12 protein-coding genes are annotated in these 13,064 nt (G+C 72.5%); 7 read left to right on the top strand and 5 right to left on the bottom strand.

What is annotated here, in order from left to right; all coding sequences use genetic code 11:
• The 3 genes from HGA02_RS02755 to HGA02_RS02745 form a co-directional block, all read left to right on the top strand.
• Positions 1 to 290 (top strand): substrate-binding domain-containing protein (locus HGA02_RS02755; RefSeq protein WP_168677327.1); only part of this gene is annotated, 290 nt, incomplete at its 5' end.
• A gap of 198 nt (positions 291 to 488) precedes the next feature.
• A complete protein-coding gene (locus HGA02_RS02750; protein WP_168677325.1) occupies positions 489 to 3,092 on the top strand; it encodes a glycoside hydrolase family 6 protein in 2,604 nt (867 codons plus the stop codon).
• A 153-nt stretch (positions 3,093 to 3,245) separates the two neighbouring features.
• The gene (locus HGA02_RS02745) at positions 3,246 to 5,474 is read left to right on the top strand and encodes a cellulase family glycosylhydrolase (RefSeq protein ID WP_168677323.1); all 2,229 of its coding nucleotides are present in this window, start codon (positions 3,246 to 3,248) and stop codon (positions 5,472 to 5,474) included.
• 93 nt (positions 5,475 to 5,567) lie between these two features.
• On the opposite strand, the gene HGA02_RS02740 is transcribed toward HGA02_RS02745, so the two are convergent.
• On the bottom strand, positions 5,568 to 6,626 hold the full coding sequence (locus HGA02_RS02740; protein WP_168677322.1) for a beta-eliminating lyase-related protein: 1,059 nt from the start codon (positions 6,624 to 6,626) through the stop codon (positions 5,568 to 5,570).
• A 102-nt stretch (positions 6,627 to 6,728) separates the two neighbouring features.
• Here HGA02_RS02740 and HGA02_RS02735 point away from each other — a divergent pair, with 102 nt between their 5' ends.
• Complete coding sequence (locus HGA02_RS02735; protein ID WP_168677320.1) at positions 6,729 to 7,214, top strand: DUF6328 family protein; 486 nt, start codon at positions 6,729 to 6,731, stop codon at positions 7,212 to 7,214.
• 13 nt (positions 7,215 to 7,227) lie between these two features.
• Here HGA02_RS02735 and HGA02_RS02730 read toward each other — a convergent pair whose 3' ends face one another.
• From HGA02_RS02730 to ku, 4 genes are all read right to left on the bottom strand, one after another.
• Complete coding sequence (locus tag HGA02_RS02730) at positions 7,228 to 7,647, bottom strand: Fur family transcriptional regulator (protein ID WP_281357091.1); 420 nt, start codon at positions 7,645 to 7,647, stop codon at positions 7,228 to 7,230.
• An 83-nt stretch (positions 7,648 to 7,730) separates the two neighbouring features.
• Positions 7,731 to 8,012, bottom strand: coding sequence for an HU family DNA-binding protein (locus tag HGA02_RS02725; protein ID WP_124341208.1), 282 nt, complete (start codon positions 8,010 to 8,012; stop codon positions 7,731 to 7,733).
• A 144-nt stretch (positions 8,013 to 8,156) separates the two neighbouring features.
• A complete protein-coding gene (locus tag HGA02_RS02720; RefSeq protein WP_168677318.1) occupies positions 8,157 to 9,191 on the bottom strand; it encodes a PHP domain-containing protein in 1,035 nt (344 codons plus the stop codon).
• On the bottom strand, positions 9,188 to 10,348 hold the full coding sequence (ku, locus tag HGA02_RS02715; protein WP_168677315.1) for a non-homologous end joining protein Ku: 1,161 nt from the start codon (positions 10,346 to 10,348) through the stop codon (positions 9,188 to 9,190). Before ku ends, HGA02_RS02720 begins: the two co-directional genes overlap by 4 nt.
• A gap of 102 nt (positions 10,349 to 10,450) precedes the next feature.
• Here ku and HGA02_RS02710 point away from each other — a divergent pair, with 102 nt between their 5' ends.
• From HGA02_RS02710 to HGA02_RS02700, 3 genes are all read left to right on the top strand, one after another.
• Positions 10,451 to 11,377, top strand: a complete 927-nt coding sequence (locus tag HGA02_RS02710; protein ID WP_168677329.1) for an ATP-dependent DNA ligase — start codon at positions 10,451 to 10,453, stop codon at positions 11,375 to 11,377.
• Positions 11,378 to 11,391: 14 nt separating this feature from the next.
• Entirely contained in the window at positions 11,392 to 12,255 is an 864-nt protein-coding gene (gene ligD, locus HGA02_RS02705; protein WP_210728077.1) for a non-homologous end-joining DNA ligase, read from the top strand.
• 101 nt (positions 12,256 to 12,356) lie between these two features.
• Entirely contained in the window at positions 12,357 to 12,929 is a 573-nt protein-coding gene (locus HGA02_RS02700; protein ID WP_168677311.1) for a Dps family protein, read from the top strand.
• Positions 12,930 to 13,064: the final 135 nt, after the last annotated feature.

Here is a 13,064-nt window from a genome sequence, read left to right as displayed (position 1 = left end):
TCCGATCTATCGTGTTCGACTCCGACCAGATGGCCATCGCGGCGCTCGACGTGGCGCGGCGCACGGGGCTCGCGGTGCCGTGGGACCTGTCGGTCGTCGCGGGCTCCGACTCGGCGCTGTGCCGGCTCGCGACGCCGTCGGTCACGACGCTGCCGTCGGCGGAGCGCGACCTCGGTCTCGCGACCGGCGAGGCGGTGCTCGCGGTGCTCGACGGCGACACCCGGGTGCGGCGCGAGCTGCAGGTCGGCGGCCTCGCGGTGCGCGGCAGCACGGGTCCACGGAGCCGCTGACCAGCGGCTTCGCCACCCCGTGCGGGCGTCCATCCGGTAACGAATGGGTAACGCGGGATGCTTAAACGATTTGCCCCATGCCGTCCCGATCACGGTGCGTGTTGAGGTAGCCGCCAGTCGCCGTGGACTCCCCCCGGGCGACTCGCGCCCGACCGGGACGGTCCGCTCGGGTGTGCCGATCGACACCCGGAGGACCACGTGTCCACACACGGCAAGCGAGCGACGGTGAGGCGGCGGCTACGTGCCGCGGCGACCGTCGCCACGGCGACGGCACTCGCCGCCGTCCCTCTCACGACCCTGGCGACGAGCGCGAGCGCGGCGCCGACCCATGTCGACAACCCCTACTCGGGCGCGGTGCAGTACGTGAACCCCACGTGGTCCGCCTCGGTCACCGCCGCCGCCGGCCGGCAGAGCGCCGACCCGACCCTCGCCGCGAAGATGCGGACGGTCGCGACGCAGCCCACCGCCGTCTGGATGGACCGGATCTCCGCGATCACCGGCAACGCCGACGGCAACGGGCTGAAGTTCCACCTCGACAACGCGGTCGCGCAGCAGAAGGCCGCGGGCAAGCCGCTCGTCTTCAACCTGGTCATCTACGACCTGCCCGGCCGCGACTGCTTCGCGCTCGCGTCCAACGGCGAGCTCCCGGCGACGGACGCGGGCCTCGCGCGGTACAAGACCGAGTACATCGACCCGATCGCGGACCTGCTCGACAACCCGGAGTACGAGAACATCCGGATCGCCGCGACGATCGAGCCCGACTCGCTGCCGAACCTGGTCACGAACATCTCCGAGCAGGCCTGCCAGCAGGCGGCGCCGTACTACCGCCAGGGCGTCAAGTACGCGCTCGACAAGCTGCACGCGATCCCGAACGTCTACAACTACATCGACATCGGCCACTCCGGCTGGCTCGGCTGGGACAGCAACGCGGGTCCGTCCGCGACGCTGTTCGCCGAGGTCGCCAAGACGACGACCGCGGGCTTCGCGTCGATCGACGGCTTCGTCTCCGACGTCGCCAACACGACGCCGCTCGAGGAGCCGCTGCTCACCGACTCGTCGCTGACGATCAACAACAACCCGATCCGCTCGTCCAAGTTCTACGAGTGGAACTTCGACTTCGACGAGGTCGACTACACCGCGCACATGCACCGGCTCCTGGTCGCGGCGGGCTTCCCGTCGACGATCGGCATGCTGATCGACACGTCGCGCAACGGCTGGGGCGGCCCGAACCGTCCGACGGCGATCACGGCCAGCACCGACGTGAACACCTACGTCGACGCGAACCGCGTGGACCGTCGTGCGCACCGCGGCGCCTGGTGCAACCCGCTCGGTGCGGGCATCGGCCGCTTCCCGGAGGCCACGCCGTCCGGCTACACCGCGTCGCACCTCGACGCGTTCGTCTGGATCAAGCCCCCGGGTGAGTCCGACGGTGCGTCGTCGGAGATCCCGAACGACCAGGGCAAGCGGTTCGACCGCATGTGCGACCCGACGTTCGTCTCGCCGAAGCTGAACAACCAGCTCACCGGCGCCACCCCGAACGCGCCGCTCGCCGGCCAGTGGTTCGAGGAGCAGTTCGTCACGCTCGTGAAGAACGCGTACCCGGTCATCGGCCAGACGGACCCGGGCACCGACACGCAGGCGCCGACCGTCCCGACGGGGCTCACCGCCGGCACGACGACGTCGACCGCCGTCCCGCTGTCGTGGACCGCGTCGACCGACAACGTCGGCGTCACGGGCTACGACGTGTACCGCGGCACCACGCTCGTGGGCACCTCGACCACGACGAGCTACACCGTCACGGGCCTCACGCCCGCCACGGCGTACTCGTTCACGGTCCGCGCGAAGGACGCGGCGGGCAACGTCTCGACCGCCTCGGCCGCCGTCTCCGCGACGACGCAGTCCGGCACCGTCACCGACACGCAGGCGCCCTCGGTGCCCTCGGGGCTGACCGCCGGCACGACGACCACCACGTCGGTCCCGCTGTCGTGGACCGCCTCGACCGACAACGTCGGCGTCGCGGGCTACGAGATCCTGCGCGGCTCGACCGTCGTCGGCACGTCCACCACGACGAGCTTCACGGTCACCGGTCTCAGCGCCGGCACCACGTACTCGTTCTCGGTGCGCGCCAAGGACGCCGCGGGCAACACGTCCGCCGCCTCCGCCGCCGTCTCGGCGACGACGAAGACGGACACCGTGGTCGACACGCAGGCGCCCACCGCGCCGACGGGTCTCGCCGCGGGCGCCGCGACCAGCTCGACGATCCCGCTGTCGTGGACCGCGTCGACCGACAACGTCGGCGTCACGGGCTACGACGTGTACAGCGGCACGACGCTCATCGGCTCGAGCGCCACGACGAGCTACACGGCGACCGGCCTCACCGCCGGCACCACGTACTCGTTCACGGTCAAGGCGAAGGACGCCGCGGGCAACGTCTCGACGTCGTCGTCGGCCCTGTCGGCCTCGACGCTGCCGAGCAACCCGACCGGCGGCTGCACCGTGAAGTACACGGCCAACTCGTGGAACAACGGCTTCACCGCCTCGGTCAAGGTGACGAACAACGGCACCAGCGCGCTCAACGGCTGGTCGCTCGGCTTCACGTTCGCCAACGGCCAGAAGGTCACGCAGGGCTGGAGCGCCGACTGGTCGCAGTCGGGCTCGGCCGTGACGGCCAAGAACGCGGCGTGGAACACCACGCTCGGCGCGAACCAGTCGGTCGACATCGGCTTCAACGGCTCGCACTCGGGCACGAACAACGCACCGACGGCCTTCACGCTCAACGGCGTGGCCTGCACCGTCGCGTGACCTGACGTGCTCTCAGCACTGACCGCATGACGGGCGGGGGTCCTCCGGTAGTCCCGGAGGACCCCCGCTCCGCGTGCGCCCCCTCCCGGCCGCACCACCGGGATCGCCCGACCGGGTCCGCCGGTCGGGACGGCAACGACCCGAGGAGAACACGTGCACTCCCCCATCCGTACCCGCGTGCGCGCGGCGGTCACGGGCCTGCTGGCCGCGACCGCGCTGACCGCGCCGCTCGCCCTGGTCGCCGCGCCCGCCCAGGCCGCCGCCGGCGACGACTGGCTCCACGTCCAGGGCAACACGATCGTCGACGCGTCCGGGAAGGAGGTCGTGCTCTCCGGCGTCAACTGGTTCGGCTTCAACGCGAGCGAGCGCGTCTTCCACGGCCTGTGGTCGGGCAACATCACCGAGATCACGCAGCAGATGGCCGACCGCGGCATCAACACGGTCCGTGTCCCGGTCTCGACGCAGCTGCTGCTCGAGTGGAAGGCCGGGACGTTCCTCAAGCCGAACGTGAACACCTACGCCAACCCAGAGCTCGAGGGCAAGAACAGCCTGCAGATCTTCGAGTACTTCCTGACGCTGTGCCAGAAGTACGGGATCAAGGTGTTCCTCGACGTGCACTCCGCCGAGGCGGACAACTCCGGCCACGTCTACAACATGTGGTGGAAGGGCTCGATCACCACCGAGGACGTCTACGCCGGGTGGGAGTGGGCCGCGGCGCGCTGGAAGAACGACGACACGATCGTCGGCGCCGACATCAAGAACGAGCCGCACGGCACGCAGGGCTCGACCGAGCGCGCGAAGTGGGACGGCACGACCGACAAGGACAACTTCAAGCACTTCGCCGAGACGGCGTCGAAGAAGATCCTGGCGATCAACCCGAACTGGCTCGTGTTCGTCGAGGGCGTCGAGATCTACCCGAAGGAGGGCGTCTCGTGGACCTCGACCGGGCTCACCGACTACTACGGCACGTGGTGGGGCGGGAACCTGCGGGGCGTGCGTGACTTCCCGATCGACCTGGGCGCGAACCAGGACCAGCTCGTGTACTCGCCGCACGACTACGGGCCGCTGGTGTTCGACCAGAAGTGGTTCCAGAAGGATTTCGACAAGGCGTCGCTGACCGCCGACGTGTGGGGGCCGAACTGGCTGTTCATCCACGACGAGGACATCGCACCGCTGCTCATCGGCGAGTGGGGCGGCCGGCTCGGCCAGGACCCGCGGCAGGACAAGTGGATGGCCGCGCTGCGCGACCTCATCGCCGAGCGCAAGCTCAGCCAGACGTTCTGGGTGCTCAACCCGAACTCCGGTGACACGGGCGGCCTGCTGCTCGACGACTGGAAGACGTGGGACGAGGTCAAGTACTCGACCATGCTCAAGCCGACGCTGTTCCAGCACGGCGGCAAGTTCGTCGGCCTGGACCACGAGGTGCCGCTCGGCGGCGTGGGCTCGACGACCGGCATCTCGATCTCGCAGGTGGGTGGCGGCACGTCCGACACGACGGCGCCCAGCGTCCCGAGCGGCGTGCGGGCGGGGACGCCGACGGCGTCGTCGGTGCCGCTGTCGTGGACCGCGTCGACCGACACCGGTGGCTCCGGCGTGGCCGGCTACGAGGTGTACCGCGGCTCGACGCTCGTCGGGACGACGACGTCGACGTCCTACACCGTGACGGGGCTGACCGCCGACACGGCGTACTCGTTCTCGGTGCGGGCCAAGGACGGCGCGGGCAACGTGTCGGCGGCGTCGACCGCGGTGTCGGTGCGGACGGCGGCCGGCACGGGCGACACCACGGCGCCGAGCGTGCCGACGGGCCTGGTGGCGGGCACGGTCACGAAGACATCGGTCCCGCTGACGTGGACCGCGTCGACGGACACCGGCGGCTCGGGTCTCGCGGGCTACGACGTCTACCGCGGCACGACGCTCGTCGGGTCGTCGACCACGCCGTCGTACACCGTGACGGGCCTGACCGCGGGCACGTCGTACACGTTCACCGTCCGGGCGAAGGACGCGGCGGGCAACGTGTCGGCGGCGTCGGCGGCGCTCACCGCGTCGACCGCTCCGGACGTCGCGACCGGCTCGTGCTCCGTGGCGTACACGGCCAACGGCTGGTCCAGCGGGTTCACGGCGGCGGTCAAGGTCACGAACACCGGGACGACCGCGCTCAACGGCTGGACCCTCGCGTTCGACTTCCCGTCGGGCCAGACCCTCACGCAGGGCTGGAGCGCGACGTGGGCGCAGTCCGGTGCCACGGTCACGGCGACCAACGCGGACTGGAACCGGGTCCTCGCGCCGGGGGCGAGCGTCGAGATCGGGTTCAGCGGGACGCACGCCGGCACGAACACCGCGCCGTCCGCGTTCACGGTCAACGGGGCGAGCTGCACCCGCTGACCTCTCCGGTGGGTGCGTCGGACGTGGAGGCCGGCGCACCCACCCCCGGCGCCGGCGGGACGGGCTCGACCTGGTCCCGCCGGCGCCGTCGCGTCAGGCCTGCGCGTCCAGCAGCCGGCGCAGCTCGGCGAGGAAGGCGTCGACGTCACCCTCGGTCGTGTCGAACGCGCACATGAGCCGCACCTCGCCGCTCTCCGGGTGCCAGTCGTAGAACTTCCACGTGCGTCGCAGCTCGGCGGACACCGCACGCGGGAGCGTCACGAAGACGCCGTTGGCCTGCGTCGGGAGCGTCACGTGCACGCGGTCCCCGAGCGCGTCGAGCCCCGCGCGCAGCCGTGCGGCCATCGCGTTGGCGTGCTGCGCCGACCGCAGCCACAGGTCGCCCTCGAACAGGGCGACGAGCTGCGCGGACACGAACCGCATCTTCGACGCGAGCTGCATGTTCATCTTGCGCAGGTACGCGAGCCCGGGGGCCGCGGCCTCGTCGAGGACGACGACCGCCTCGCCGAACAGCAGCCCGTTCTTGGTGCCGCCCAGCGACACGACGTCGACGCCGGCGTCGGTCGTGAAGGCGCGCAGCGGCAGGTCGAGCGCAGCGGCCGCGTTGGCGATGCGCGCCCCGTCGACGTGCAGCCGCAGGCCCAGGTCGTGCGCCTGGTCGGCCAGCGCGCGCACCTCGTCGGGCGTGTAGAGCGTGCCGAGCTCGGTGCTCTGCGTGATCGAGACGACGCCGGGCTGCGCGCGGTGCTCGTCGCCGAAGCCCCACGCCTGGCGGGCGACCAGCTCGGGCGTGAGCTTGCCGTCCGGTGTGGCCACGGTGAGCAGCTTGAGCCCGCCGACGCGCTCGGGCGCGCCGTTCTCGTCGGTCTGGATGTGCGCGGTCTCGGCGCACACGACCGCGCCCCACCGGGGCAGCAGCGCCTGGAGCGAGAGGACGTTCGCACCCGTCCCGTTGAACACCGGGTACGCCGTCGCGCCGGCGCCGAAGTGCGCCCCGACGACCTCCTGGAGCCGCGCGGTGTACGCGTCCGCGCCGTACGCGGTCTGGTGGCCGCCGTTCGCGTCGACCAGCGCGGCGAGGACCTCGGGGTGCGCACCCGCGTAGTTGTCGGAGGCGAAGTCACGGTGGTCGGCGTCGTGGAGTCGTGTCACCGTCCCAGTCTCCCCCGCGACGACGGGTGCCTCGGACGATCGTCCTGCGCGCGGCGGGCGGCTGCGGCATGATCCGGCTCACCGACGACCAGGAGGGCGCCCGTGCTCGAGCAGGACCACGACCCGACCGACGACCGCCACGAGACGTTCACGGAGCGGATGGACCGGAACTGGAACGAGCTCCTGCAGGAGCTGCGCGTCACGCAGACCGGGACGCAGATCCTCACGGGGTTCCTGTTCACGATCCCCTTCCAGCAGCGTTTCGCGCAGCTCGACGCGTTCCAGAAGGACCTCTACCTGGTGCTGGTCGTGCTCGCGGTGCTTGCGACGGCGCTCCTCGTGGCGCCCGTGAGCCTGCACCGGGTGCTGTTCCGCAAGCGGCTCAAGCCCGAGCTCGTCGCGGCGGCGAACATCTTCGCGCGGCTCGGTCTCGTCGTCCTGGCGCTCGTGCTCGCGGGCGCGGCGATGCTGCTGTTCGACGTCGTCGTCGGGCGTGAGGCGGGCTGGGTCGTCGGCGGGGTCTCGCTCGCGGTGCTCACGGCGGCGTGGTGGCTCGTGCCGCACCTCATGCGACGGGCAGCGGCCTGAGGACCCCGCGCGGTCAGGAGGCGGCGGCCGCCCGGCACGCGGCGCACGTGCCGACGAGCTCGATCGTGTGGTCGACGTCGTCGAAGCCGTGCGCCGTGGCGACCTGCGCGGCCCACGCCTCGGCCTGCGCCGCGTCGATCTCGACCGTGCGGCCGCACGACCGGCAGACGAGGTGGTGGTGGTGCGCGCGCTGCGCGCAGCGGCGGTACACCGACTCGCCGTCCTCGGTCCGCAGCACGTCGACCTCGCCGGTCTCCGAGAGGCTCTGCACCGCCCGGTAGACCGTCGCGAGCCCGACCGACGAGCCGCGCGAGCGCAGCAGCTCGTGCAGCTGCTGGGCGCTGCGGAACTCGTCCAGACCCGCGAGCAGGTCGAGGATCTCGGCACGCTGCCGCGTCTGCCGTACCACCGCCATCACGTGCCGCTCCTTCATGAGACTCGTTCGCATCATAGTGGACGCGCACGAGACAGGGCCGGGCCCGACCTCGACGGTCGGACCCGGCCCTGAGTCGGGTGTCAGCCCTGGACGGCGCGCTTGAGGGCGCTGCCCGCCGTGAGCTTCACGCGGTAGCCCGCGGGGATCTCGAGCTTCTCGCCCGTCTGCGGGTTGATGCCCGTGCGGGCCGAGCGCTCGGCGCGCGCGACGGCGAGGAAGCCGGGGATCGTCACGGACTCCCCAGCGGCGAGCTGCTCCACGAGGACCTCCTGGAAGGCCTTGAGGACCTTGTCGGCCTCGGCGTTGGCGGTGCCCGCCTTCGCGGCCACGGCCTGGACGAGCTCGGTGCGGTTGACGCTCACGAGATGTGTGCTCCTTGTTGACTCGGTTCCTGCGGACCCTGGACGGGCCTGGACCCGTCGGGCGCGCGGCGACACCGCGTGACCGGGGGCTGCGCAGACCCTAACGCGTCCGCCCGTGCGCTTCCGCACGTCCGGCCGGGCGTGTCAGCGGTGCGATCGCTCACGCAGCCGCTCGACGGGCCACGTCGTGACCACCCGCTCGGGGTCGATCGCGTGCTGCGCGGCCCGCGCGCACCCCGCCGTCAACCAGTCGAGCTGGCCCGGCGCGTGCGCGTCGGTGTCGATGCTGAACAGGCACCCGACCTCCACCGCGACCGCCAGCAGGTCGTGCGGAGGGTCCAGCCGGTCGGGGCGGCAGTTGATCTCCACCGCGACGCCGTGCTCGGCGCACTCCTCGAAGACCCGACGCGCGTCGAACTCGCTCTGCGGGCGCTGCCGGCCGGTCAGACGCCGGCCGGTGCAGTGCCCGAGGACGTCCGTGCGCGGGTTGCGCACCGCCGCGACCATGCGCTCCGTCATCGACCGCGCGTCCATCCGCAGCTTCGAGTGCACGGACGCGACCACGACGTCGAGCTCGTCGAGCAGGTCCGGGTCCTGGTCCAGTGCGCCGTCGTCGAGGATGTCGCACTCGATGCCCGTGAGGACCGTGAACGGCGCCACCGCGCGGTTGAGCGCCGCGACCTGCTCCAGCTGCGCGCGCAGGCGGGGCGCCGACAGGCCGTTCGCGACCGTCAGGCGCGGCGAGTGGTCCGTGATCGCGAGGTACTCGTGCCCCAGGTCGAGCGCCGCCAGCACCATCTCCTGGATCGGTGTCTTCCCGTCGCTCGCCTCGCTGTGCGCGTGCAGGTCCCCGCGCAGCCGCTCCCGCAGCGCCGCGACCGCGGGCTCCGGAGCCTCCCCGGCCGCCGCCTCCGCCTCGAGCCGCTCCAGGTACTCGACCGGTTTGCCGCGGACGACCAGCGACACGACCTCGGCCGTGCGCGCACCCACCGACGGCAGGTCCGTGAGCGCGCCCGCCTTCGCCAGCGCCACCACCCGGTCCGGCGCCGTCCGCTCGACCGACGACGCCGCCGCCCGGAACGCCTCGCTCCGGTACCCGCTCGCCTGCGCGCGCTCCAGCAGGAACGCGATCCGGCGCAGTGCCGCGACCGCGTCGTCCCGCAGCGCCGCAGCCGTCACGACGCCTTGCGGCGCGTCCGGCGGGGCGTGGGCGCGTCGTCCTCGGCCTTCGCCGACACCTTCGCGGCCGGCTTCGCCTTGCCGGCCGACGCCTTCGTGGTGCTCGACGCCTTCGTGCTGCTGGACGCCTTCGTCCCGCTCGACGACCTCGTGCCGCTCGACGCCTTCGTCCCGCTCGACGCCTTCGACGTCGACGCCTTCGTGCCGGAGGCCCGCGACGAGCTCGCGCTGCTCGACGACCGCGCGCCGCTCGACCGCTTCGCGCCACCGCCCGACGCGTCCTCGTCACCCTCGTCGACGTCGTCCGTCCCCGTCCGCGCCCGCGACCGCGGCTTCTCCTCCGCCGCCGGCTCGTCGGCGCCGCCCCGCGATCCCCGCGCCTTCTCGACGCTGCGCTGGAGCGCCGCGAGCAGGTCGACGACCTCGCCGCCGCCCGACTCGCCCTCCTCGCCCGCCGGCGCCGGCACCGCACGCGTGTCGCCCGTCTGGATCTTCGTCTCGATCAGCGACTCCAGCGCCGCCGAGTACCGGTCCTCGTACTGCGTCGGGTCGAAGTCCGCCGCGAGCGAGTCCACCAGCGACGACGCCATCGCGAGCTCCTGCGGCCGCACCGACACGTCCGAGTCGAGGATCGGGAAGTCGGCCGCCCGCACCTCGTCCGGCCACAGCAGGATCTGCATGCAGATCACCTTGTCCCGCACCCGCAGGACCGCCATCGACTCGCGCTGCCGGATCGCGACCTTCACGACCGCCATCCGGTCCGCCTGCTCGAGCGCACCGCGCAGCAGCGCGTACGGCTTCGCCGCCGTCTTCTCGGGCTCCAGGTAGTACGTCTTGCCCAGCAGGATGGGGTCCACCTGCTCCGCCGGGACGAACTCCATGACCTCGATCTCGCGCTCCGTCGACAGCGGCAGCCGCGAGAAGTCCTCGTCCGTCAGCACCACGAGCTCGCCGTCGTCCGTCTCGAACCCCTTGGCGATCTCCCGGTACTCGACCTCCTCGCCGTCGATGCTGCACACCTTCCGGTACCGGATCCGGCCACCGTCGGCCTTGTGCACCTGGTGCAGGGTCACCTCGTGCTCGCCCGTGGCCGCATACAGCCGCACGGGCACGTTGACCAGCCCGAAGGCGACCGCGCCCTTCCAGATCGCTCGCATCGTCGACCACCTCCGTCGGTTCGGCGGCTCCGCCTGCCGGGCACGCCCCGGCGAGCCCGCGACGGACGCGGACCACCTGGGCAGGATGGACCCGTGGAGCCCATGCTCGCCACCCCAGCAGCCCGGACGGGCGCACTGCCGCGCGGGCCGCAGTGGGCCTACGAGGTCAAGTGGGACGGCGTGCGGGCGCTCGCGGACACCACCACGGGCGTGCTGAGGCTGTGGAGCCGCGGCGGTCGCGAGGTCACGCCGGCCTACCCCGAGCTCGGCGGGCTCGTCGACCTGCCGGGCACGGTGCTCGACGGCGAGGTCGTCCTGCTCGACGCCGGGCGACCGTCGTTCGCGGCGCTCGCCGAGCGCATGCACGTGCGGGACGCGCGCCGTGCCGCGGCGTTCGCGCGGTCCCGGCCGGTCACGTACCTCGTCTTCGACGTTCTGCGCGTCGCGGGCACCGACGTCACGACGCGCGCGTACGACGAGCGGCGCGCGCTGCTCGACGCGCTGCCGCTTCCCGACCGTGTCCAGCTCTCCCCCGTGTACCCGGACGGCGACGAGCTGTGGGCGGTGACCGCGGAGCACGGGCTCGAGGGCGTCGTCGCGAAGCGGCGCTCGTCGGTCTACCGGCCGGGCGTGCGCTCGGCCGACTGGGTGAAGTCGGCGCACCAGCACCACCGCACCGCGCTCGTCGTCGGGTGGCGCGAGGAGACGTCGGGCAGCGGGCGGCTGGGCGCGGTGCTGCTGGGGGCGCACGACGTCGACGGGCGGCTGCGGTACCTCGGTCGCGCCGGAAGCGGGCTTACGGGCGCGCTCGCGACGGCGTTGCACCGCGCCGTGACCGCGCAGCCGCGCGACGTGTGCCCCTTCGACGACGACGTCCCGCCGCTCGACGCGCGCGGCACGCGCTGGTGCGCGCCCGTCGTGGTCGTCGACACGCGCTACCTCAACCGCACCCCGACCGGCCGGCTGCGTCAGCCCGTCGTCCGGGGCGTGCGGACGGACACCGACCCCGACCCCTGGGAGCAGCAGTGACGCCGGAGCGGCAGATGGTCGAGGTGGACGGGCGGCAGGTCCGCGTGACCCACCTCGAGAAGGTCATGTACCCCGGGACGGGGACGACCAAGGCCGAGGTCATGAACTACCTCGTGCGCGTCGCACCGGCACTGCTGCCGCAGCTGCACGAGCGGCCCGTGACCCGGATCCGCTGGCCCGACGGCGTCGCGGGCGAGAAGTTCTTCGAGAAGAACGTGCCACGCGGCGCGCCGGACTGGCTGCGCCGCCAGACGCTGCCCGCCGCGCCGAACAACGACGACGGCGAGGGCACGATGCTCGAGCTGCCGTTCGTCGACGACCTCGCCGGGCTCGTGTGGTGCGCCAACCAGGGCGCGCTCGAGCTGCACACGCCGCAGTGGACGGTCGGGCCGCGCGGCGGGGTGCGGAACCCCGACCGGCTCGTGATCGACCTCGACCCGGGTGCGCCCGCGGGCCTCGACGAGTGCGCCCAGGTCGCGCACCTCGTGGCGGACCGGCTGCGCGAGGACGGGCTGGACGAGACCGTCCCGGTGACGTCGGGGAGCAAGGGCATGCAGCTCTACGCGCGCCTGCCCGGCCGCAGGACCGCGCCGGAGGTCCGGCAGTACGCGCGCGACCTCGCGTTCGCGGTCGCGAAGCAGCACCCCTCGCTGGTCGTCGCGGTCATGCGCAAGGACGTCCGCGGCGGCAAGGTGCTCATCGACTGGTCGCAGAACCACCCGGCCAAGACGACGATCACGCCGTACTCGCTGCGGGGCCGCGACGAGCCGCGCGTCGCGGCCCCGCGCTGGTGGGACGAGATCGGTCCCGGGCTCGCGCAGCTCGGTCCCGACCAGGTCGCGGAACGGCTCGAGCGCGACGGCGACCCGTTCGGGTGACCGGCCGTTCCGCTGGCGAGGGGGCCCGTCCTGGGGCAGCGTGGACGGACACCCGGGCAAGGCCTCGCCCGGTGGTCACGAGCTGAAGGAGGAGCCCCCTCATGGCACGTTCGCTGCCCAAGTACACGGTCCCGTCGCTCACGCCCGAGGATGGCGCGAAGGTCGCCGAGATCCTCCAGCAGCGGCTCAACGCGCTCAACGACCTCGCCCTCACGCTCAAGCACATCCACTGGAACGTGGTGGGCCCGCACTTCATCGCGGTGCACGAGATGATCGACCCGCAGGTCGACGCCGTCCGCCTCATGGTCGACGCCATCGCCGAGCGCATCGCGACCCTCGGTGTGGCCCCGATCGGCACGCCCGGTGCGCTCGTCAAGGCGCGCAGCTGGGACGACTACTCGATCGGCCGGGACAGCGCGATCGCGCACCTCGGCGCGCTCGACGAGGTCTACGTCGGCGTCATCACCGACCACCGCCAGGCGGCGAAGGACACCGAGGAGCTCGACGACGTCACGAACGACCTGCTCATCGGCCACCTGCACGAGCTCGAGCTGTTCCACTGGTTCGTGCGCGCGCACCTCGAGTCGGCGGGCGGTGCGCTGAGCACCGCGTCGGCCGACGGCGAGAAGGCGTCGGCGGACAAGGCCCGCGCGAAGGACAAGGCATCGGCATGACCACCCGCACGGAGCACCCCGCGGACGACCGCGCGGTGCTCCGTGCGGCACGTCCGGGCCACCGTGCCGCGGGCGCGGGATCGCAGCCGCCGAGCCCGACGCGCCGCCTGCACGTCGCCGCCCGGCTCGAGGACG

Origin of the sequence: Cellulomonas septica, from assembly GCF_012396155.1 — a bacterium.
GTDB classification, from domain to species: Bacteria; Actinomycetota; Actinomycetes; order Actinomycetales; family Cellulomonadaceae; genus Cellulomonas; species Cellulomonas septica.
This window is presented reverse-complemented; position numbering and strand designations above follow the sequence as displayed.

What these genes read in the sequence shown, in the direction of transcription:
- HGA02_RS02730 (WP_281357091.1), bottom strand. Translation starts at nt 7,647, where the DNA reads ATGAAGGAGCGGCACGTGATGGCGGTGGTACGGCAGACGCGGCAGCGT.
- ku (WP_168677315.1), bottom strand. Translation starts at nt 10,348, where the DNA reads ATGCGAGCGATCTGGAAGGGCGCGGTCGCCTTCGGGCTGGTCAACGTG.
- HGA02_RS02710 (WP_168677329.1), top strand. Translation starts at nt 10,451, where the DNA reads ATGCTCGCCACCCCAGCAGCCCGGACGGGCGCACTGCCGCGCGGGCCG.
- ligD (WP_210728077.1), top strand. Translation starts at nt 11,392, where the DNA reads ATGGTCGAGGTGGACGGGCGGCAGGTCCGCGTGACCCACCTCGAGAAG.
- HGA02_RS02700 (WP_168677311.1), top strand. Translation starts at nt 12,357, where the DNA reads ATGGCACGTTCGCTGCCCAAGTACACGGTCCCGTCGCTCACGCCCGAG.